Origin of the sequence: Mycobacterium gordonae, assembly GCF_002101675.1 — a bacterium.
Lineage (GTDB): Bacteria > Actinomycetota > Actinomycetes > Mycobacteriales > Mycobacteriaceae > Mycobacterium > Mycobacterium gordonae.
Genome location: NZ_LQOY01000065.1, coordinates 1 through 21,419, shown reverse-complemented (window position 1 = coordinate 21,419; position 21,419 = coordinate 1). Strand labels below are relative to the sequence as shown.

The window sequence follows — 21,419 nt, the reverse complement described above, 5'->3', positions numbered from 1 at the left end:
GTCAAATCTTCCCGGGCGTACCAACTGCCGGCGGTTCGGGAATCACCGGTGGGGCGGGAATAACCGGTGGCGCCACGGGCTGGGGCGGCGTGGGAATGGCGTACGGGCCGCCCGCGCAGATCGGGTCGGCGGGCATGGTGGCGCAGGTAGGATCGGCCGGCGACGTCGGGGCGCTGGGCGCGGCATAGGGGCCGCCCTGGCACTGGGGTTCGAAGGGCATCGAGATGCACCGCGGGTCGTCCGGCCCGGAAGGAACCCCCGAATCGGGATCGTCCTGACGAGCGAACGTGGCCCAGGCCGGTACCGGCACACTCGCCGCCAGCCCGATTAGCGCGATTACCGCCAGTGTTCTCGCCCACGTCATCCGTCTCTCCTTCGCCGGTACGCCATTACGGTAGCCGCCGTGGGAAACCCAATCCGTCCAGCGCGTCGTTGACCCCCTGTATCGCGCCCTGCTGCAGCTGCGCGGCCAGCAAAACCGGGTCGATCTGCGGGAACAACCCGGCCGGTGTCGGCACATCCTGGTAGGCGGCGCGGTCGTAGCCCAGCTCGACGAGCAACCGCAGGTCCGGCTGGATCAGGTCGGCGAGGGGGTTCCCTACGAACGGCACCGCGCGCAGCGGATTGAGCAGCGGCAGGTCGTGGGTGGGAATCAGGACGTAGGTGGTGAGACTGTCCGGGGACACCGGCTGGACGATGCCCGAGGCGAATTGGGCGGCCGACAGTGAATACGACGGGTGGATGTAGGCGAAGCCGGCCAGCGCGTTGGCCGTCGCCAACAGGTTGAGCGGGTATTGCGGGAAGTCGGCGGCGCCGTCGTACTGGATCGCGTAATCGATGGTGGGATAGACGTTGGCCGGCGTCGCGCCGTTGAAGGTGAACCCCATGAACGGAATGGACAGACCGGGGAAGCGGGACAGCAGGCCGCCGTCGGGCCGGTTGGGGTTGGCGACCAGGACGAAGGACAACTCGTCGGCGGCAGGGCGGAGCGCCGCCGGCAGCGACTGCAGATAACGCATCTCCAGCGTCGCCACCGTGGAGCTTTGGGACAGCCCGAAGACGACGGTGTCTTTGCCCGCCGCGTGCAGGTTCATGATGGCGGTGTTGAGCCGCTGCATGCCCTCGGCGATGGAGGCGTCGAAGGTCAGGCTGGTGGGACCGGTGAGGGGGAACAACTTTGACGGTGTCACCACAAACTGTGCGTCATAGGCCGGGTGGGTGGGGGTGATGAAGCTGTTCGCCAGCGTCTGGAAGCCGGACCAGGGCAGTGGGCTGGGTCCGGTGCCGCCCATGAGCAGGGCCGTGGTGGTCGGACTCCCACCCCCGACCGGGTTCATGTTGATGAGGTTGACGCCGATGTTGCCGTCGCCGGGAAGTCCGTAACCGATCAGCCGGTTGCCGGTGTTGATGAGCCCGACGTTCCAGTTGCCCCTGTTCTGGACGCCGATATTGCCGTCACCCCGGTTGTTCAGGCCGATGTTGCCGTTGCCGATGTTGCCGAACCCGATGTTGTTGGCGCCCTGGTTGCCCGAGCCCAGGTTGAAGGTGCCGTGGGTCCAGTCGATGCTGAGCCCTGGCAGGCCGGTGGCGGCATAGGCGGCGGCGAGTTGTTCAGCCACCGCCGAAGCCTGTGCGTGGTATCCCGCCATGGCGGCCACGTCCTGGGCCCACATCTGCTCGTAGGCGGCCTCGGCGGCCGCGATCGCGGGGGCGTTCTGGCCGAACAGATTGGCCGCGATCAGCGACACCAGCCCCGACCGGTTGGCGGCGACCATTGCCGGGTGCACGATTGCCGCCTGCGTGGTCTCGAACGCGACTGCCGCCGCCCGCGCCTGCGCCGCCGTCCCGCCTGCCCGCGCGGCCGCCGCCGTTAACCACGTCACATAGGGCGCCGCGGTACGGGTCATCGCCAGCATCGCCGGACCCTGCCAGACGCCGGCGGCCAGCTCCGAGGTGACCGTGGCGAACGAACGTGCCGCGGCATCCAATTCACTGGCCAGCCCGTCCCAGGAGGCGGCCGCAGCCAGCAGCGGTTGCGGGCCCGCACCGGCGAAGATGCGCGCCGAAGTGAGTTCGGGCGGCGCAACGGCAAAATTCATCGCGAGGCTCCCCAGCTCGCTGGTCGACATCGCGGAGCTTAAGGCACTGCGGGCCTGTGCTGTGGGTGAATCCGGTTGTCGGCCCCCTTTAGACTGGTGGTCACTTCCCGAAATTCAAGGAGAGTAGTGAACAGCCAGCAGAACGGCGCCCAGTCGGCGTCCGGACAAACCGGAACCGCACGCGTCAAGCGCGGTATGGCCGAAATGCTCAAGGGCGGCGTCATCATGGACGTCGTCACCCCCGAGCAGGCCCGCATCGCCGAAGGTGCGGGCGCCGTCGCGGTGATGGCGCTGGAGCGGGTGCCCGCCGATATCCGCGCGCAGGGCGGGGTGTCGCGGATGAGTGACCCCGACATGATCGAAGGCATCATCGACGCGGTCACCATCCCGGTGATGGCCAAGGCCCGGATCGGCCACTTCGTCGAGGCGCAGATCCTGCAGAGCCTCGGGGTGGACTACATCGACGAGTCCGAGGTGCTCACCCCGGCCGACTACACCCACCACATCGACAAGTGGACGTTCACCGTGCCGTTCGTGTGCGGGGCCACCAATCTCGGTGAGGCGCTGCGCCGGATCGCCGAGGGCGCGGCAATGATCCGCTCCAAGGGTGAGGCCGGCACCGGCGACGTCTCCAACGCCACCACGCACATGCGCGCGATCGGCGGCGAGATCCGGCGGCTCACCTCGTTGTCCGAAGACGAATTGTTTGTCGCGGCAAAGGAATTGCAGGCACCTTACGATCTGGTCGTGGAGGTGGCCCGGGCGGGCAAGCTGCCGGTGACGCTGTTCACCGCCGGAGGTATCGCCACCCCGGCCGACGCCGCCATGATGATGCAGCTCGGGGCCGAGGGCGTGTTCGTCGGGTCGGGCATCTTCAAGTCCGGTGACCCGGCGCAGCGGGCAGCGGCGATCGTCAAGGCCACCACGTTCTTCGACGACCCCGACGTGCTGGCCAAAGTGTCGCGGGGGCTGGGTGAGGCGATGGTCGGCATCAACGTGGAGGAGATCGCCGAGCCGCATCGCCTGGCGCAACGCGGCTGGTGACCGGCGGCTGTTGAGGGGCGGCTGGTAAGAACATCCCGTGGCGATCGAAGAGATCCTCGATCTCGAGCAGCTCGAGGTCAACATCTACCGCGGCAGCGTGTTCAGCCCTGAATCGGGCTTCTTGCAGCGCACTTTCGGCGGGCATGTGGCCGGGCAGTCGCTGGTGTCGGCGGTGCGCACCGTCGACCCGCGTTATCAGGTGCATTCGTTGCACGGCTATTTCCTGCGGCCCGGCGACGCCAAGGAGCCCACGGTGTTCATCGTGGAGCGCATCCGTGACGGCGGATCGTTCGCCACCAGACGCGTCAACGCCATTCAGCACGGCGAGATCATCTTCAGCATGGGGGCGTCGTTCCAGACCGACCAGGAAGGCATCAACCACCAGGACGCCATGCCGGCGGCGCCGCCGCCGAACGGACTGCCGGGCCTGACCTCGGTGAAGGTGTTCGACGACGCCGGGTTCAAGCAATTTGAGGAGTGGGACGTCTGCATCGTGCCGCGCGACCGCTTGAAACTGTTGCCCGGCAAGGCATCTCAGCAACAGGTCTGGTTCCGTCACCGCGACCCGCTGCCTGATGACCCGGTGCTGCACATCTGCGCGCTGGCCTACATGAGCGACCTGACCCTGCTGGGTTCGGCGCAGGTCACCCACATGGCCGAGCGCGAGCACCTGCAGGTGTCGTCGCTGGACCATGCGATGTGGTTCATGCGGGCGTTTCGGGCCGACGAATGGCTGCTCTACGACCAGTCCTCGCCGTCGGCCGGCGGCGGCCGCTCGCTGTGCCAGGGCAAGATCTTCAATCAGAGCGGTGAGATGGTGGCCGCGGTGATGCAGGAGGGGCTGACCCGCTTCAAGCGCGGATACCAGCCGTCCACCCAGTGAGTGCGCCGCTGGTCGGCGTGCTGGCTCTGCAGGGCGACACCCGTGAGCACCTCGCTGCGCTGCGCGAAGCCGGCGCCGAGGCGATCACGGTGCGCCGCCGCGCCGAACTCGACGCGGTGGACGGGCTGGTGATCCCCGGTGGTGAGTCCACCGCGATGAGTCACCTGCTGCGCGACTTCGACCTGCTGGAGCCGCTGCGGGGCCGGCTGGCTGACGGGTTGCCCGCGTACGGAGCGTGTGCCGGCATGATCCTGCTGGCCGGGGAAATCCTGGACGCGGGCGCGGAGGGGCGACAGGCCCTGCCGCTGGGTGGGATCGATATGACGGTGCGGCGCAACGCTTTCGGACGTCAGGTCGATTCGTTCGAGGGTGACATCCCGTTCGAGGGGCTGGACGGGACGGTGCGCGCGGTGTTCATCCGGGCGCCGTGGGTCGAGCGGGTCGGTCCCGGTGTGCGGGTGCTGGCCCGGGCCGCGGGGCATGTCGTCGCGGTCCGGCAGGGCGCGGTATTGGCGACGGCGTTCCACCCGGAGGTGACCGGCGACCGGCGGGTGCACAAGATGTTCGTGAACATCGTGACCGGCAGCTAGCCTGCCGACGTCCCGGGTATGGGCAGCGCGAGCAGTTCGCGCAGATGCGCGGTGGTGGTTTCGGGATCTTCCAGCGTCCAGAAGTGCCCCGCATCGACGAAACGCACCAGCACGTCGGCTGCATTGGGGATGTAGTCGCGGGCGTCGACGTAGTACTCGCGCGGCTGGACGGTGCCTTCGTGGCTCTGGATCACCATGACCGGGCACGTCCAGCGCTCGAGAAGCCGTGTCCGGCGAGCGATCCACTCAGTGCGGAACGTCGCAGTGTTGAAGTAGCGGGGCACGGACTTGTCGATGTCGGGGTAGCTGAACTCCTGGATCACCCGCCGCATTTCGTCGTCAGGCAGGTCGATGTGTCCGATCCACGTGTAGACCAGCACGACGAAGCGGGTCCGGTCGGCCATCAACCCCGTGAACGGCGAATCGCGGAACGCCGCGGCCTGCGGGGCCAGCGCGGGGTGGAAGTGATAAAGGTGCTGCTCGCCGCGTCCGTACCGCAGCACGCGGTCGGGATGACCGGCAGCGATGAAGTCGCCCTGCACACTGCCGCGATCATGGGTGACCAGGTTGAACCGGTCGACACCGATGCGGTCCAGAGCGGCCACCAATTGCTCGGCCGCAGCCTCGTGCCGGTAGTCGCCCTCCGCGGTGCTCGATTGTCCGTAGCCCTTGAGGTCGAAGGCGACGCAACGATAGTCGCCGGCGAACGCGGCCATCTGGTGGTGCCACTGGTACCAGGAGTCCGGCAGCCCGTGCAGGAAGACGACCGGTTCGCCGGTCGCCGTGCCGGCCTCGACGTAGTGGAATCGGACAATCTCGCCGTCCCGCCCGTCGACGTCGACGAACCGGTGGGTGAAAGTCACGCCGTCGAGGTGTTCGCTGGCACCGTCGACGTCCGGGTCGCGTGGCACCACGTCGCGGAACCGCGCTAGCTGCTCTTCGGTGCGTGCGGTGTCGGGTCGGTACGAGGCCAGCGCTGGCACGATCCGCTCGGGCAGCTCGCTGTAGCGCGGGGTCGTACCAGGTCTGTTGCCATTGCGGTCCTCGGTGGGTGGTCAGCGGTTTTCGGGTTAATTTCACTGTACGTTGAAATTAATTTCAACGCAAGATGAAACTTTGTTGCCGGCGCGAGTGTGACGATCGGGCCCGTGGTCGCCGTTGGTCGGCGCGGTGGCTGCCGCCGGCTAGCCGGTGCCATTGTGGCGTCACGCCCGGCGCGGCGGAGCCGCCACGTAGACTCGGCAGGCGAACTTTTCCAGCGAAAGAGGTAAGAGGCACCGATGAGCGGCCATTCCAAGTGGGCCACCACCAAGCACCAGAAGGCCGTCAAAGACGCCCGTCGTGGCAAGGAATTTGCCCGGCTGATCAAGAACATCGAGGTTGCCGCCCGCACCGGAGGCGGTGACCCGGCCGGTAATCCGACGCTGTACGACGCCATCCAGAAGGCCAAGAAGACCTCGGTCCCCAACGACAACATCGAGCGGGCGCGCAAGCGCGGAGCGGGTGAGGAAGCCGGCGGCGCCGACTATCAGACCATCATGTACGAGGGCTACGGGCCCAACGGTGTCGCGGTCCTTGTCGAGTGTCTCACCGACAACCGCAACCGCGCGGCCAGCGAGGTGCGGGTGGCGATGACGCGCAACGGCGGCACCATGGCCGACCCCGGTTCCGTGGCGTATCTGTTCTCGCGCAAGGGCATGGTAACCCTGGAGAAGAACGGCCTGACCGAGGACGACGTCTTGACCGCCGTACTGGACGCCGGTGCAGAGGACGTCAACGACCTCGGCGACAGCTTCGAGGTGGTTTCGGAGCCCACCGACCTGGTGGCGGTGCGAACCGCGCTGCAGGAGGCCGGCATCGACTACGAGTCGGCCGAGGCCAGCTTCCAGCCTTCGGTGAGCGTCCCGGTCGACGTGGAGGGTGCCCGCAAGGTGTTCAAGCTCGTCGACGCACTCGAGGACAGCGACGACGTGCAGAACGTGTGGACCAACGTCGACCTGTCCGACGAGGTGTTAGCCGCGCTCGACGACGAGTGAGTCTGCCGGCGGGCTGCCGTACGGGGATATTCTGCCCCGGATAAGGGGTTTGCCGCTGCCCTGCGCAGTGTGCAGTGTGCACTGTGCAGGCTGGCGGATCTGTGCAATTCGACTTTGCGGGAGCTGCCTGGCCGTCGCGATCATCTGCCTTGGGATTCTTCGTTTTCGCGAGGCCCGGGTGGATGAGAGGCAGTTCCGATGTCGTTTGTTATCGCTGATCCAGAGTTGCTGTCGTCGGCGGTGGCCGATGTCGCTCGCGTCGGTTCTGCGGTCGGTGCCGCGAACGCGGCCGCGCTGGCGCCCACGGTGGACGTGTTGGCCGCCGGTGCCGACGAAGTGTCGGAGGCGATCGCGGCGCTGTTCGGCACCCACGCCCGCGACTACCAGGCCCTCAGCGCGCAGGCAGCACAATTGCACGCGCGCTTCGTGCAGACCCTCACCGCGGCCGGCGGTGAGTACGCCCTGGCAGAGGCAATCAATACGACCCCGCTGCAGGTCATCGAGCAGCAGCTGCTTGGTGCGGTCAACGCGCCCACGCAATTGCTGTTCGGACGCGCGCTGATCGGTGACGGCGCCAACGGAGCGCCGGGGACCGGTCAGGCCGGCGCGCCCGGCGGCTTCCTCTACGGCAACGGCGGGGCCGGCGGGTCCGGGGCGGCCGGTGAGGCCGGCGGCGCTGGTGGAGCAAGCGGGCTGATCGGTAACGGCGGCGCGGGTGGGGCGGGAGGCGCAGCGGCGACTCCGGGCGGAGTGGCGGGCAGCGGCGGTACCGGCGGCAACGCCGGCCTGCTGTGGGGTAACGGCGGCGTCGGCGGCGCCGGTGGGCAGGCCGGCGCGCTGGGCGTGGCAGGCAATGGTGGCGGGGGCGGCCATTCCTTCGTCTTCGGCGCTCCGGGCGCCGGCGGCGCCGGCGGAAACGCCCCAGGCGGGACGGCCGGTGCCGGCGGCGCCGGCGGCACCGACGGGCTGTTCGGCAACGGCGCGGTGGGTGGCGTCGGCGGTGACGGGCGATTCGGTGGTAACGGCGGCGCCGGCGGGGAAGGTGGGCTGTTCGGTAACGGCGGCACCGGCGGCGCCGGTGGCGCGGGGCAGGGCGGTACGGGCGGTACGGGCGGCGCCGGCGGCACCGCCGGAGTGTTCGGAGACGGCGGTGTCGGAGGCGCGGGTCAGGGCGGCGCCGCCGGCGGGACCGGGGGTAATGCCCGAGTCCTGGGCATGGGCGGCGCCGGGGGGTACGGCGGCGACGGGAGCGCTGCGACCGGAATGCACGGCGGCGCCGGCGGCAACGGCGGCCTGGGCGGGATCCTTTACGGCAACGGCGGCGCCGGCGGTGGCGGCGGCAACGGAGCCTCGGGCACCGGCGGGCCTGCGGGTGTGTCCGGCGTGGGCGGCGGCAACGGCGGTGCCGGCGGTGTCGGCGGCCGGGGTAGTGCCTTCATCGGCACCGGCGGGACCGGTGGTCTCGGCGGCCACGGCGGCGACGGCGGCGCGGGGGGTACCGGGGCCAATGCCCTGACCGCCGGTGCAAGCGGCCAGTCGGGCGGCAACGGCGGCGACGGCGGCCGTGGTGGCATCGGCGGCGCGGGCGGCGCCGGCGGGTGGCTGAACAGCCTGCTGACCCCGACCGGCGGTGACGGAGCCGGCGGTGCCGGGGGAGCCGGCGGCAGCGGCGGAACGCCCGGTGACGGCGGCGACGGCGCCAACGGCAGCAATGGCGGCGCAGGCGGTAACGGCGGTAACGGCGGCAACCCAGGCGTCGGCGGGGCCGGTGGCGCCGGCGGCGCGGGCGGCAAGGCCGGCACAGGGGCGTCGGGAGTGGCCGGAAACAGCCCCACCAGTGGCGGCAACGGTGGCCACGGTGGCGACGGGTCGGACGCGATCGGCACCAGCCAGGGCGGCGGGAACGGCGGCGCCGGGGGCAACGGCGGGACCTACGGAAACGGCGGTGCCGGCGGCGACGGCGGCAAGGGTATGTCCGGCAACCCGGCGTTCTCCGGAACCAATCCCGGCAATGGCGGCGACGGGGGAGCGGGCGGCGCTGGCGGCGCCGGGGGCAACGGGGGAGCAAAGGCCGGCAATGGCGGCGCCGGCGGTGCCGGCGGCCTGGGCGGCCGGGGAGCCGACGGCGGCAACGGCTTCAACGGCTTTGACGGCTTCACCGCCGGCGCAAACGGAGGTAATGGCGCCAGCGGCGGAAACGGCGGCCACGGCGGAGCGGGCGGCGCCGGAGGCGTCGGCGGCAGCGCGCCGGCGGGCACGGCCGGTGCCCACGGTGTGGGCGGAGCCGGCGGTGACGGGGGCAACGGCGGCACTCCGGGTAACGGCGGCAACGGTCGCGACGGCACGATCAGCGTCAACGGCGGTGTCGGGGGCAAGGGCGGCAACGGCGGCAACCCGGGCACCGGCGGAGCCGGTGGAACCGGCGGCAGTAGCGGCGGCGCGACTTTCGCCGCGAGCGGCAAGGGGGGCAGCGCCCCCACCAGCGGCGGCAATGGCGGCAATGGCGGCCGGGGCGCCGACGCGCCTGCTGCCGGCCTCAATGGCGCCGCCGGCGGCGCGGGTGGTGACGGCGGATCCGTCGGCAACGGCGGTAACGGCGGTACCGGCGGAACCGGTGGCGTGGGCACCCAGGGTGGTGCGGTGGGCGGCGCCGGCCAGAACGGCGGCGACGGCGGCACCGGCGGCACCGGTGGCGCCGGCGGTGCGGGCGGCAAGGGCGGCAGCGTGTCGGGCAAGGGCGGCAACGGCGGCACCGGCGGCGTCGGTGGGACCGGCGGGGCCGCCAGCAGTGGCACCAACGGCGTCTCCAACGCGGCGAACTCGAACGGCGCCGCCGGCGGCGACGGTGGCGACGGTGGCGTCGGCGGCCAGGGCGGCCAAGGCGGCAAAGGTGGCGTCGCCGGGACCGGCGCCAGCGGCAGCGGCACCGCGGGCACCGGCGGGGCCGGTGGCAACGGCGGCAACGGAGGTAACGCCGGTAACGGCGGCGACGGCGCCAAGGGCACCTTCAGCGGCGGTGACGGGGTCGGGGGCGCGGGCGGCAACGGCGGTGACCGTGGGGCCGGCGGATCGGGCGGCGCCGGCGGTGCCGGCGGCGGGCCCGGCGCGACCTCGGGTGCCACCGGCAAATCGGGCAACTTCGGCACCGGCGGCGGCAACGGCGGCAAAGGCGGCGGCGGCGCCGACGCCGTGACCAGCACTGGAACCGGTGGAGCCGGCGGGGCCGGCGGTCATGCCGGTATCGCCGGCAACGGCGGTGACGGCGGCACCGGAGGCGCGGGCGGCTCGGGGACCACGGGCTCGACCGCCGCGACGGGCGGCACCGGCGGATCCGGCGGCAAGGGCGGCGCCGGCGGCAACGGCGGCCTATTCAGCGGTGACGGCGGCAACGGCGGCGTCGGCGGCGTCGGCGGCAAGGGCGGTGTCGGCGGCAAAGGGACGACGGGCGGCAACGGCGGCAGTCAGGGCCCGGGCGGCGGCGACGGGGGTAACGCCCAGACCGGCGGCACCGGCGGCCAAGGCGGGCAGGGCGGCACCGGAGGCGAAGGTGGTGCGGGCGGCAAGGGCAGCTTCATCGGCGGCGGCAAAGACGGAGCCACCGGTAAGGGCGGCGCTGGCGGCCAGGGCGGCACCGGCGGCACGGGCGGCACCGGCGGGACAGGCGGCAACGGCGGCGATTCCACCTCCGGGCGGCCCCAGGCCGGTCAAGGAGGCCGCGGCGGCGACGGCGGCGTGGGCGGCGCTGCGGGGGCCGGCGGCGTCGGCGGCGGCACGGGCGTCAACCAGGGCGCAACCGGCGGGCTCGGCGTTCAGGGCAACGGCGGCCAGGGTGGCAACGGCGGCAGCGGTGGGAGCGGCAACGTCGGCGGCGTCGTTCATCCCGGGGGCGGGCAGGGCGGCAACGGCGGCAACGGCGGCACCGGCGCCAACGGCGGCAACGCCGGCAATGGCGGGCGCGGCGGCGACGGCGGCATCGGCGACAACGCCGACGGCGCCCGCGGCGGTACCGGCGGCGTCGGCGGCACCGGCACCCAAGGCTTCGGCGGCCGGGGCGGCAACGGCGGCGACAGCGGTAATGGCGCGGACGCATCCGTGCTGTTCGATGCCGGTGACGGCGGCATCGGCGGCAATGCCGGCGGTGGTGGTAAGGGCAGTTCCTTCGGTCTCGGCGGCGCCGGTGGCACCGGCGGGCGCGGCGGCAACGGCGGCAATGGCATCGCTCCGCCCTTCGGTAGCGGGTCCGGTGGTAAAGGCGGTGGCGGAGGCGCCGGCGGCTTCGGTGGAGACGGCGAAATGCCCGGCTTCGCGGTTCCCGGCGGCCTGCCGAACGGAACCACGGGCGGTCAGGGTGGTGCCGGCGCTCCCGGCGGCGGCTGAGTCAGTAGTACCCGCGCCGGATGTCCTCGACGACCCGCGGATTGTCCAGCGTCGACGGCTCCATCGGCCGTGGCCGCACGTCCTCGGAGAAAACAGTCGCGGCATCCAGCACCCGCTGGTCGAGGTAGCGCAACGGCGGAACCTCGGGCGGCAGGGTCGCCACCGGGGCGGCGTCGCCGCGGCGGGCCAGCACGAATCCCCAGTCGCCGAAGGTGGGCACGTACACGTGGTACGGGGTGACGGCGTAGCCCCCGGAATGAACGGTCGAGACGGTGCGCCAGAACGCTGTCCGCGTCGAGAACGGGCTGCCCGCCTGCACGACCATCAGCCCGCCGGGGGACAGCACCCGATCGACCAGCGCGTAGAACTCGGTCGAATACAGCCGCCCCAACACGGGCGTGTCGGGATCGGGCAGATCGACGATCACCGCGTCGAAACGGTCGGTCCCGCTGCCCCGCAACCAGCTCAGCGCGTCGTCGATCACCACCTGCACCCGCGGGTTGTCCAACGATCCGCCGTTGGCGTCGCGCATCGTGGTGCGCGCCAGCTCGACGACCTGCGGATCCAGTTCCACCTGCACGATCCGCTGCAAGCCGGGCTGGCGCAGCAGCTCGCGCGCCGCCAGCCCGTCGCCGCCGCCGAGCACCAGCACCGAATGGGCGCCGCCCCCGAGCGCCGGGTAGACCAGGCTTTCGGTGTAGCGGTATTCGTCGCGGGTGGAGAACTGCAGATCCCCGTCCAGGTACAGCCGCATGTCGTTGTCGCGGCGGGTGACCACGATGTCCTGGTACGCCGAGTGCCGATGGGCGATGATCGGGTCGGCGTAGAGCTGCTGACGGGTCGAGACCTCGATGTCCTGGGCGCGCACCAGCAGCGTGACCAACAGGGCCAGCGCCGCTGCCAGCGCGCCCAGCGCGGCCGCCAGCTGGCGCGCCGAAAGCACCCGCCGGAGCAGAAAAACCGCGACGATCGCCGCGGCCACCACGTTGACGATGCCGGTGGCGGCCGCGCCGCGGATCATCCCCAACTGCGGGAGCAGCACGAACGGCCAGGCCAGCCCGCCTAACAGGGCGCCCAGGTAGTCGGCCGCGGTCAAGTTGGCCAGCGTGCGACCAGCGTCGGTGGCCACGTCCAGGGCCGGCGATGGCGCTGCCCGGCCGCGTTGCAACAGCGTCATCAGCAGCGGAACCTCGGCACCCACCAGACACCCGATCAGGGCGGTGCTCACCGCCAGCACCAGCGTCGACCCGGCTACGAACGCGAAGGCGACATACAGCGCCGCGGCCGACAGTCCGCCGACGATGCCCAGCAGCACCTCCACCGCGATGAACGTGATCGCGGCGTGCGCCAGCAGCGGCTTGATCAGCAGGGCGCCCAGCCCCAGCGCGGCGATATACCCCGCGACGATCAGGGACGTCGCGACGATCCCGCCGCCGTTCAGGCTGGTCGAGAGCGTGAGCATCGCCAGTTCGTAGACGATCCCGCAGGCCGCGCACGCCGCCACCGCGGCCAGCAGGACGGCGCGCCATCGTCCCAGTGACGGCGAGACCGGCTCCGTTGCAACACTTGTCGTCATAGCAGCGCGGCCGCGGTGACCCCTCCCACCGCCAGCAGCATCGCCGCGGTGGCAAAGGCCGCCGGATGCAGGGTGGGCTCCTCGACGTGGTCGTGGAAGTTGCCCGGCACCGCGACGCGCAGGATCACCAGCGCCAGACCCTGCAGGACGACGCCAAGGCCGCCGTAGATCGCCACGCCGAGCAGGCCCTCACCCAGCTGATTGGAGCTGGTGGTGATGGCCGCGATGATCACCGTGGCCAGGGCGGCGTACATCGCGGTGGCCAGGATGGCTGCGTTGGGCCGGCGCTCGATGAACACCAGCCGACGCAGATTGCCCGGGGTGAGCACGTCGACCATCAGGAACCCGGCGATCAGCACGGCGATGCCGACCGCGAAGTAGAGGACGGTGGCGACGGCTCCGCGCAGGATCGGATCCACGCTAACACTGCCGAACTCAACCGCGCTGTGGTGCATGACAGTCCTCCTTTGCGAGTACCTATTTGGCGCCCCCGGGGCCGCCGGGACTGCCGCCCGAGCCACCGGAAGGGGATCCTGGGGTGAAGCCGGGGCCGAGGAAGACATAGGAGCCGTGGCGATATCCTGCGCCCAGATCCTCGACCCGGATGCTGCAGGGACGGGTGCCGTCGGGTCCGACGATCACGACGTAGTCGCTGTAGCGCAGGTACTCGTTGCCGCCGTCGGCGGCCCGCGCGCTGGGGGTTTTGTAGTGAGCCAGTGTGTCGGCCACCTGGTGGGGCGTGCCGGTGCAGAGGTAGCGCTTCGCGTTCGCGTCGCGGGCGTACTGCTGATAGTGGCCCGCGATGTACTCACCGACGTCGCGGCTCACCAGCACGATCCCGGAGATCAGCGAGACCGTGGCGGCCAACGCCAGCCCGCCGGCGATCATCAGCAGGCGGTTGCGGCTCACGGATGCCACCGGCTCGCCGTGTAGACCACAGTTCCGCCCGAGCCGGCCGGATACAGGTGCCAGGTCTGCCAATGCCAGCCGTCGCCGTCAGGCTCGGCGGCCAGGGCGGTCAACGCGGCGTCATCGCCCGGGAACACGCCGCCCAGCCAGCCGGGTTCATGTGCACACCGGTCACGCAAGTTCCGGGCCAGGGCGCGGAAGGAGGCCTCGTCGTGCGTCGCGCTGTGCGACTGCAGGTGATAGCCGGGTGCATCCGAACGCGCGGGCAGATCCCCGCCGCCGGTTGCGCAGGACACCTGTTCGGAGAACGTGCCGGCGGGGTGTTCCACGGTGACGACGTGCGAGGCCCCCAGGACGCCGAGCAGCAGGACACCGCCGCCTGGGTGTTCCAGTCGGTAGCTGGCCAGGGTCGGCGGTGCGGCCGCGTTCAGCGCCAACGCCAATCGCGCCCCGGACACATCGGCCGGCGCGACCGCCAGGTGGTGAAGCGGCACCGCGGTTAGCTCGCGGGTGCGGGATAGACGGTGATCTCGCCGGTGAGCACGGCCTTGCCGGTGGAGATCTCCCACGGCATCTCCGCGGCCCACCGTTCGAAGGAAAGCAGCGTGGCTTTGTCGGCGCTGGCGTAGTCGACGTAGTCCATCTCGCCGCCCGGCGGCAGTCCGGTCGTGCCTTCGGTGGTGTACCCGGCGTGGCCGCGGTCCACTTCGTGCAGGGTAACCCCCTCGACCGTGTGCTGGCCGCCGGGCTGCAGGTCAAGATCGGTGCGCTTGAACCACATCGCCAGCTCGAGGCGACCTTCGTCCTCTTCCACGCTGAACCAGACCGGCTCGTCCCCACCCTCGAGCAGGTGCTCCCACCACACGAACGGGCCTTCGCGGTAGGTGACCGAGCCGCGGACCACGTAGTCGATGCCGCCGTGGCTGACGATCGCGCCGGGGCCGAGCTGGCGGGGCCCGAAATCGGTGGGCAGACCGGTGAAAGCGAGCGGGTCCTGCCTGGCTGCGGGTGTGGCGGGCTTCTTCTTGAGGGCGTAGACGAGAACCAGAAGCGATGCGATGAACAGCGCCACCGCGACCACGATCAGTTGTGCTCCCACGCGAACCCTTCCCTAGTGCGCATAACGTAACTCACCGCCGCGGCGCGTGTCCTTCACCGGCGATGTCGCACCCAGCGGCTAGGCTATCGAACAGCTGTTCGGAACTTCGGCTGACGAGAACATAGGGAGCTGCGGTGCGGGTGATGGGCGTCGATCCGGGCTTGACGCGGTGCGGGTTGTCGCTGGTGGAAAGCGGGCGCGGGCGGCAGATCACCGCGCTGGACGTCGATGTGGTGCGCACTCCGTCGGACGAACCGCTGCACCGGCGCCTGCTGGCGATCAGCGATGCCGTCGACCATTGGCTGGACACCCACCATCCGGACGTGCTGGCCATCGAGCGGGTGTTCTCCCAGCTCAACGTCACCACTGTGATGGGTACCGCGCAGGCCGGCGGGGTGATCGCCCTGGCGGCCGCCAAGCGCGACATCGACGTGCACTTTCATACCCCCAGTGAGGTGAAAGCGGCGGTCACCGGCAACGGAAACGCCGACAAGGCGCAGGTCACGGCCATGATCACCAGAATCCTCGCGTTGCAGGCCAAGCCCACGCCGGCCGATGCGGCAGACGCCCTGGCGCTGGCTATCTGTCACTGTTGGCGAGCGCCGATGCTGGCCCGGATGGCCGCCGCTCAGGCCCAGGCCGCGCAACAGCGCAGCAAGTATCTGGCCAAGGTGAAGGCCGCCCGATGATCGCCTCGGTGCGTGGTGAGGTGCTGGAGGTGGCGCTGGATCACGTCGTGATCGAGGCGGCCGGAGTCGGCTACCGGGTGAACGCGACGCCGTCGACGCTGGCCACGCTGCGGTCGGGCACCGAAACGCGACTGATCACCGCGATGATCGTGCGCGAGGATTCGATGACGCTGTACGGGTTCTGTGATGCGGAGACCCGTGATCTGTTCCAGACGTTGTTGTCGGTCTCCGGCGTCGGGCCGCGGCTGGCGATGGCGACACTGGCCGTGCACGACGCGTCGGCGCTGCGCCAGGCCCTGGCCGACGGCGACGTCACCGCGCTGACCCGGGTGCCCGGCATCGGCAAACGCGGCGCCGAACGGATGGTGCTGGAACTGCGCGACAAAGTGGGCCTGGTCGCCGGATCCGGCGTTGCGCCGGCGGTCAACGGTCACGCCGTCCGCGGGCCGGTGGTGGAGGCGCTGGTCGGGCTCGGTTTCGCGGTCAAGCAGGCCGAGGAGGCCACCGACAAGGTGCTGGCGGCCGACCGGGAGGCGTCCACGTCGTCGGCCTTGCGGGCCGCCTTGTCGCTGCTGGGTAAGGCCAAATGAGCGAGTACCCGGACGATTTCGACGAACGCGACGTCTCGCCGGCGCTGGCCGTCGGCGAGGGTGACATCGACGGCAGCCTGCGCCCCCGCTCGCTGCGGGATTTCATCGGCCAGCCGCGCGTGCGCGAGCAACTGCAGCTGGTCATCGAAGGGGCCAAGAACCGCGGCGGCACGCCGGACCACATCCTGCTGTCCGGGCCGCCCGGTCTCGGCAAGACGTCGTTGGCGATGATCATCGCCGCCGAACTCGGGTCCTCGCTGCGCGTGACGTCGGGGCCGGCCCTGGAACGCGCCGGCGACCTGGCCGCGATGCTGTCCAACCTGGTGGAACATGACGTGCTTTTCATCGACGAGATCCATCGCATCGCCCGGCCCGCCGAGGAGATGCTGTATCTGGCCATGGAGGACTTCCGGGTCGACGTGGTGGTGGGCAAGGGTCCCGGGGCGACGTCGATTCCGCTTGAGGTCGCACCATTTACGCTGGTCGGAGCGACCACCCGTTCGGGTGCCCTGACGGGCCCGCTGCGGGACCGGTTCGGCTTCACCGCGCACATGGACTTCTACGAACCGGCCGAGCTGGAGCGGGTACTGGCGCGGTCCGCCGGCATCCTTGGTATCGAGTTGGGCGCCGAAGCCGCAGCCGAGATCGCCCGCCGCTCGCGGGGCACGCCGCGCATCGCCAACCGGTTGCTGCGCCGCGTGCGTGACTTCGCCGAGGTGCGCGCCGACGGCATCATCACCCGCGACGTCGCGAAATCCGCCCTCGAGGTCTACGACGTCGACGAGCTGGGGTTGGACCGGCTGGACCGGGCGGTGCTGTCGGCGCTAACCCGCAGTTTCGGCGGCGGTCCGGTCGGGGTCTCGACGCTGGCCGTGGCCGTCGGTGAAGAGGCTGCGACCGTGGAAGAGGTGTGCGAGCCTTTCCTCGTGCGCGCTGGAATGGTCGCGCGCACGCCGCGAGGCCGGGTGGCCACGGCGCTGGCCTGGACCCATCTGGGCATGACGCCGCCCGTCGGGGTTTCGCAGCCCGGGCTGTTCGAGTAGGAGGACTGCAATCGTCACCGCCGCTTTGTTCTTTGCCGCGCTGGCCGCGGTCCTGCATGTCTACATCTTCACGATGGAGTCGTTGACGTGGACCTCCAAGCGCACCCGCGCGACCTTCGGCACCACGGTCGAGGAAGCCGAGACCACCAAGCTGCTGGCCTTCAACCAGGGCTTCTACAACCTGTTCCTGGCCATTGTGTCCGGCATCGGCATCGCCGCGATGTTCACCGGCCACCGCGACGTCGGGGCCGCTCTGGTGTTTGCGGGCGTCGGTTCGATGGCCGCGGCCGCAGTGGTGCTGCTGCTCTCGGCGCGTGACAAAGCGCGCGCCGCCGTGACGCAGGGTTTGTTCCCGGTGATCGCCATCGTGCTGCTCCTGGCGGGTTTGCTTACGTAACAGCTGGCGGCGTAAATCCGGACAGGTGCTTCAACGGCGGAATGTCCGGGTACCCACCTCGGTACCTACCGAGGGAGATGTCATGAAAACCATCGAGGACCGCCCCGCCCGGGGACGAATCCCGCGCTCGCGTGGCGCCGTAATCGGACTGCTGCTGGTGATCCTGGGCATTTGGGGCGCGCTGATCCCGTTTATCGGCCCGAACTTCGACTTCGCTTACACCCCCGGCCAGGCGTGGACCGCCGCGCGCGGCTGGCTGGAGGTGCTGCCGGGCGTGGCGACCGCGGTCGGCGGCCTGCTGGTCCTGGTCTCGCGTAACCGCGGTAGCGCCCTGCTCGGCGGTTGGCTGGCGGCGCTGGGCGGGGCCTGGTTCGTGCTTGGGCGCACCTTCGCGCCGTTGTCGGGCATCGGCTCGGTCGGTGACCCGGTCGGTGCCACCGACCGCAAGCGCGTCGCGGTCGAACTCGCGTACTTCTCCGGATTGGGCGTCCTGATCACGTTCTTGGCCGGTGCCGCCCTGGCCCGGATGGCGTTCCGGCTGGCCCGGGACGTCCGTCCCGTCGAGCCCGTCGCGCATCCGGTGGAGCACGCCCCCCAGCCCGGATACAGCGGATTGGTCGAGCCTGATCGCGAGGTGTCGACAGACGCCCTCACCACGCCGCGGGACCGCGTCGCCACCCCGACCGACGGGACCGAGCAGCGGCGCGGTGGGCTGTTCAGGCGCCATCGCACCCCCGTCACGCACCAGTAAGCGGGCTTGCAGGAGGAACCGGCCGCCGCAGCCGCGGCGGCCGGTTGCCCTCGACGACGATTGTGACGTTCCGGTAAGACCCGGTTATTTCGAGGGCCCCGGGGTACCCGCCGGCCATGAAAAATGCAGAGCTTGAAAAACCAGGCGGGCTGCAGATGCCCCGTTCGCGCGGCGCTGTCAGCGGATTGCTGCTGGTTATCGCGGGAGCGTGGGGGGCGCTGATCCCGTTTCTCGGGCCTCGAGTGAACTTCGCCTTCACCCCTGCCCAGGAGTGGGTATGGACGACGGCGCGGGGCTGGTTTGAAGTGCTCCCTGGCGCGGCGGCCGTTTTGGGCGGCCTACTTCTGATGGCGTCGAGAGACCGCGCCGCCGCCGGGTTCGGCGGCTTGCTGGCGGTGCTGGCCGGCGCCTGGTTCGTAGTGGGACCGCGGGTCGCGCCGCTCCTGCACCTGGGCAGCATCGGTGATCCGGTCGGTGGCACCGACCGAAAGCGAGCCCTGCTGGACATTTCCTACTTCACCGGGCTGGGCGTTCTCATCGTCTTGATCGGCGGATTCACGATGGCCAGCACCTTCGCCCGACTGGCACGCGACATTCCGGCGCCGGTCGCTCATAGCGAGCCGGGTATCGCCGAGCCGGACCGGCCGGCCCAGGACACGACGATGACGGTTCCCTCCCCGGAAGCGGACACCAAGCCCCGCGGAGCGCAGCTGCGGCCGGAGCAGGACCCGCGGCGCTGGCGCAATGTCCGCCCGTCGCGGCAGCGGGTGGGCGCCGGGCGTAGCAATGCTTACCTGCGGTGGCCCTATCCGGGATAACCGAATCCTGAACCAAGCGGCGGTCAGGTGGACTGGCCGGGCAGGCCGTAACCCATGCCGGCGAAGAACAACAGGTACGCCGAGCCGCCGCTGCCGCCCTGCCCGACCGCGGTTCCGCCGTTACCGCCCTGAGCGGTGAGTTCGGGTCCACCGCCCATTCCGCCCGAACTGCCCGGGTTGCCGGCGGCTCCGTTGGCGGGTGCGTTGTCGTGGGTGAGGATGCTCGCCGCCCCACCTTGTCCGCCGCCGCCGCCGGTGCCGGCGACGGATCCGGCACCACCGGCCCCGCCTTGACCGAGGTTGCCGGAGTCGAGGGCGATCGCGAAGCCGCCCAGACCGCCGTTTCCGCCGGTACCGCCCGGGCCTCCCGCCGCGCCGCCACCACCGCCGCCACCGCCGAACACCGCACCGATGGCCACACCGCCGCCGGCGCCTCCGCCGCCGCCGGCACCACCCTTACCCGGAGTGCCTCCTGCGGCATCGCCGCCGCCGCCTCCGCCGCCCCCACTGCCTCCGGCGCCTGCGGCGTTGTTGGCGGGGACATCAGCTTGTCCGCCGGTCCCGCCCGTTCCACCAGTGCCACCTTGACCAGCAGCGGCTCCGCCGCCTCCGCTGGCGCCTCCCTCGCCGCCCGCGCCTCCGCCGCCACCACCACCGCCGAGGGGAATGTTCTGGCTGCCGAGCGTGCTCCGGCCGCCGTTGCCGCCGTTGCCGCCGGCACCGCCTTGTCCACCCTGGCCGCCTACGGTGCCGCCGTCACCCGCGGCCCCGCCGGCACCCCCGACACCGCCGGTGCCGCCTTGGCCACCGCTGGCCCCCGCGGTGAGACCCGTAGTGCCGTTATTGCCGCCTCCCTGGCCGCCGAAACCGCCGGTGCCGCCGCCGCCGCCCGCTCCGCCGATGCCGCCCCCGGATCCATTGATGCCGGCGCCGCCGGTGCCGCCGTTGCCGCCCGTGCCGCCTGCACCGCCTTGGTTGCCTGCGGTGGGGGTGCTGCTCGACGTGCCGTTCTGGCCGGATGCACCCCTGCCGCCGGTCCCGCCGGTGCCGCCGGTGCCGCCGGTGCCGTTGGCTCCCGCGGCGCCGCCGTCGACGTGAGTGCCCGCGGCTCCCGCGGCGCCACCGGTCCCACCTTTACCGCCCTGTACCCCGGCGGTAGTGGCGCTGCCGTTGTTAGCGCCGCCCGCGCCGCCGCCACCTCCGTTGCCGCCGCTCCCGCCGTTGCCTGCTTTCCCGCCGCTGATGCCGCCGATCCCGGCGCCGCTCGTGCCGCCGGCGCCCCCGGTGCCGCCCTGCCCGCCTTGGTTGCCTGCGGTCGGGGCCGGGTCGGAGATGCCGTTGGTGCCCGCGGCGCCGTTGCCGCCGTTGCCGCCTAGACCGCCGGTGCCGCCGGTGCCGTTGGCGCCGGCGGCCCCGCCGTCGACGCGGGCACCGGCCGCTCCGGCGGTGCCGCCGGTGCCACCCTGACCGCCTTGGGCGCCCATCCCGCCGCCGGTTGCGCCGGTGTTGGTGGTGCCGGTGTTGGTACCGCCCAAGCCGCCGCCGCCGCCGTTTCCGCCGTTTCCGCCGGCGCCGGCCGTTCCGCCACCGACGCCATTGATGCCGGCGCCGCCGGTGCCGCCGTTGCCGCCCGTGCCGCCTTGCCCGCCTTGGTTGCCTGCGGTCGGATTGGCACTGGAGTTCTTGCCGGCTGCACCCATGGCGCCATCTCCGCCTGTGCCGCCGTGACCGCCGGCACCCCCGGTGCCATTGGCGCCCACAACTCCGCCGTCGGTCACGTTGCCGGCGGCACCCGCGGTGCCGCCGGTGCCGCCTTGCCCGCCCTGTGCGCCCATGCCGCCGCCGGTAGCTCCCGTAGCAGTGGTGCCGAGGAACGAGCCACCACGGCCGCCGTCCCCGCCTTGACCCCCGGAGCCGCCGGCGCCGGATTCGCCACCGCCCACCCCACCTATCCCGGCACCGCCGGCACCGCCGGCGCCGCCGGCACCGCCCTTGCCGCCCTGGGAGCCCGCCACTGGCGAAACTCCGGCGTCGCCACCGTCGGTGCCGGTGGCCCCCATCCCGCCGGTACCGCCCTTGCCGCCCGTCCCGCCGGTACCCACGCCGCCCGCCGCGCCGCCATCGACTCCGGTGCCTGAGGCGCCCGCCGCACCACCGGTGCCGCCGTCGCCGCCCTGGGCGCCCACGCCGCCGCCGGTGGCTCCCGTTGTAGTGGTGCCGGTGGCATTGCCGCCGTTGCCGCCGTTACCACCGGTGCCGCCAATACCGCCCTGACCACCTGCGCCACCGTGAAGTCCGCCGATCCCCGCGCCGCCGGTTCCGCCCTGACCGCCCGCGCCGCCTTGCCGGCCGTGACCGCCCGCGGTCGGGGCGGCGTTGGAGGCGCCGAGTGCGCCTGCGTCGCCCTGCCCGCCGGTACCTCCGGTGCCGCCGGCGCCACCGCTGCCGGTGCCGCCCGCGTGTCCCGCGGCGCCGAGGTAGCCCCCGGATCCGCCGGCGCCGCCCACCCCCGCCGCAC

Annotated in this window: 19 protein-coding genes and 1 pseudogene; 11 read left to right on the top strand and 9 right to left on the bottom strand. The window is 71.6% G+C overall.

From position 1 onward, the window contains the following. Position 1: 1 nt before the first annotated feature. Both AWC08_RS35100 and AWC08_RS10385 read right to left on the bottom strand, forming a co-directional pair. Positions 2-364: a hypothetical protein gene (locus AWC08_RS35100; protein WP_142283509.1), complete on the bottom strand. Its 363-nt coding sequence runs from the start codon at positions 362-364 to the stop codon at positions 2-4. 25 nt (positions 365-389) lie between these two features. Beyond that, on the bottom strand, positions 390-2,099 hold the full coding sequence (locus tag AWC08_RS10385) for a PE-PPE domain-containing protein (protein WP_085087748.1): 1,710 nt from the start codon (positions 2,097-2,099) through the stop codon (positions 390-392). 126 nt (positions 2,100-2,225) lie between these two features. Here AWC08_RS10385 and pdxS point away from each other — a divergent pair, with 126 nt between their 5' ends. Genes pdxS through pdxT form a run of 3 tightly spaced genes read left to right on the top strand, consistent with a single transcriptional unit; the run spans position 2,226 to position 4,616 of the window. Further along, the gene (gene pdxS / locus AWC08_RS10380) at positions 2,226-3,143 is read left to right on the top strand and encodes a pyridoxal 5'-phosphate synthase lyase subunit PdxS (RefSeq protein WP_065134328.1); all 918 of its coding nucleotides are present in this window, start codon (positions 2,226-2,228) and stop codon (positions 3,141-3,143) included. Positions 3,144-3,180: 37 nt separating this feature from the next. Beyond that, positions 3,181-4,026, top strand: coding sequence for an acyl-CoA thioesterase II (gene tesB / locus AWC08_RS10375; RefSeq protein WP_069435448.1), 846 nt, complete (start codon positions 3,181-3,183; stop codon positions 4,024-4,026). Continuing rightward, on the top strand, positions 4,023-4,616 hold the full coding sequence (gene pdxT, locus AWC08_RS10370) for a pyridoxal 5'-phosphate synthase glutaminase subunit PdxT (RefSeq protein WP_069435447.1): 594 nt from the start codon (positions 4,023-4,025) through the stop codon (positions 4,614-4,616). Before tesB ends, pdxT begins: the two co-directional genes overlap by 4 nt. Here the strand turns inward: pdxT and AWC08_RS10365 are convergent. After that, complete coding sequence (locus AWC08_RS10365; protein ID WP_197522079.1) at positions 4,613-5,599, bottom strand: alpha/beta fold hydrolase; 987 nt, start codon at positions 5,597-5,599, stop codon at positions 4,613-4,615. The genes pdxT and AWC08_RS10365 overlap by 4 nt on opposite strands. A gap of 297 nt (positions 5,600-5,896) precedes the next feature. On the opposite strand from AWC08_RS10365, the gene AWC08_RS10360 reads away from it, so the two are divergent. Together AWC08_RS10360 and AWC08_RS10355 are read left to right on the top strand one after the other, a co-directional pair. Next, on the top strand, positions 5,897-6,652 hold the full coding sequence (locus AWC08_RS10360; RefSeq protein ID WP_065134325.1) for a YebC/PmpR family DNA-binding transcriptional regulator: 756 nt from the start codon (positions 5,897-5,899) through the stop codon (positions 6,650-6,652). 198 nt (positions 6,653-6,850) lie between these two features. Continuing rightward, on the top strand, positions 6,851-11,029 hold the full coding sequence (locus tag AWC08_RS10355; protein WP_085087746.1) for a PE family protein: 4,179 nt from the start codon (positions 6,851-6,853) through the stop codon (positions 11,027-11,029). 1 nt (position 11,030) lies between these two features. Here AWC08_RS10355 and AWC08_RS10350 read toward each other — a convergent pair whose 3' ends face one another. From AWC08_RS10350 to AWC08_RS10330, 5 genes are read right to left on the bottom strand one after another with little or no spacing between them, the layout of a single operon-like run. Next, on the bottom strand, positions 11,031-12,605 hold the full coding sequence (locus tag AWC08_RS10350; RefSeq protein ID WP_069435371.1) for a polyamine aminopropyltransferase: 1,575 nt from the start codon (positions 12,603-12,605) through the stop codon (positions 11,031-11,033). Continuing rightward, on the bottom strand, positions 12,602-13,060 hold the full coding sequence (locus AWC08_RS10345) for a DUF350 domain-containing protein (RefSeq protein WP_065134322.1): 459 nt from the start codon (positions 13,058-13,060) through the stop codon (positions 12,602-12,604). The genes AWC08_RS10350 and AWC08_RS10345 overlap by 4 nt, the downstream gene beginning before the upstream one ends. A gap of 22 nt (positions 13,061-13,082) precedes the next feature. After that, positions 13,083-13,514, bottom strand: a complete 432-nt coding sequence (locus tag AWC08_RS10340; protein WP_065134321.1) for a DUF4247 domain-containing protein — start codon at positions 13,512-13,514, stop codon at positions 13,083-13,085. Continuing rightward, entirely contained in the window at positions 13,511-14,008 is a 498-nt protein-coding gene (locus tag AWC08_RS10335; protein ID WP_065134320.1) for a DUF2617 family protein, read from the bottom strand. Before AWC08_RS10335 ends, AWC08_RS10340 begins: the two co-directional genes overlap by 4 nt. A gap of 5 nt (positions 14,009-14,013) precedes the next feature. Then, a complete protein-coding gene (locus AWC08_RS10330; RefSeq protein ID WP_069435372.1) occupies positions 14,014-14,613 on the bottom strand; it encodes a DUF4178 domain-containing protein in 600 nt (199 codons plus the stop codon). 134 nt (positions 14,614-14,747) lie between these two features. On the opposite strand from AWC08_RS10330, the gene ruvC reads away from it, so the two are divergent. The 6 genes from ruvC (at position 14,748) to AWC08_RS10300 (ending at position 18,901) form a co-directional block, all read left to right on the top strand. Then, the gene (ruvC, locus tag AWC08_RS10325; protein ID WP_069435373.1) at positions 14,748-15,302 is read left to right on the top strand and encodes a crossover junction endodeoxyribonuclease RuvC; all 555 of its coding nucleotides are present in this window, start codon (positions 14,748-14,750) and stop codon (positions 15,300-15,302) included. Then, a complete protein-coding gene (gene ruvA, locus AWC08_RS10320) occupies positions 15,299-15,892 on the top strand; it encodes a Holliday junction branch migration protein RuvA (protein WP_069435374.1) in 594 nt (197 codons plus the stop codon). The genes ruvC and ruvA overlap by 4 nt, the downstream gene beginning before the upstream one ends. Further along, positions 15,889-16,935 carry a Holliday junction branch migration DNA helicase RuvB gene (gene ruvB / locus AWC08_RS10315; RefSeq protein WP_065134316.1) on the top strand — a complete coding sequence of 349 codons (1,047 nt, stop codon included), beginning with the start codon at positions 15,889-15,891 and terminating at the stop codon, positions 16,933-16,935. The genes ruvA and ruvB overlap by 4 nt, the downstream gene beginning before the upstream one ends. Positions 16,936-16,945: 10 nt before the next feature. Further along, positions 16,946-17,332 carry a DUF1304 domain-containing protein gene (locus AWC08_RS10310; RefSeq protein ID WP_069435375.1) on the top strand — a complete coding sequence of 129 codons (387 nt, stop codon included), beginning with the start codon at positions 16,946-16,948 and terminating at the stop codon, positions 17,330-17,332. 82 nt (positions 17,333-17,414) lie between these two features. Next, the gene (locus AWC08_RS10305) at positions 17,415-18,083 is read left to right on the top strand and encodes a hypothetical protein (protein WP_069435376.1); all 669 of its coding nucleotides are present in this window, start codon (positions 17,415-17,417) and stop codon (positions 18,081-18,083) included. Between the two features lie 116 nt (positions 18,084-18,199). Beyond that, positions 18,200-18,901 (top strand): hypothetical protein, encoded by a 702-nt coding sequence (locus AWC08_RS10300; protein WP_069435377.1) that lies wholly within the window; start codon positions 18,200-18,202, stop codon positions 18,899-18,901. A 23-nt stretch (positions 18,902-18,924) separates the two neighbouring features. Here AWC08_RS10300 and AWC08_RS39005 read toward each other — a convergent pair. Further along, positions 18,925-21,419 (bottom strand): annotated as a pseudogene (locus AWC08_RS39005) (PE family protein); the annotation flags it as partial.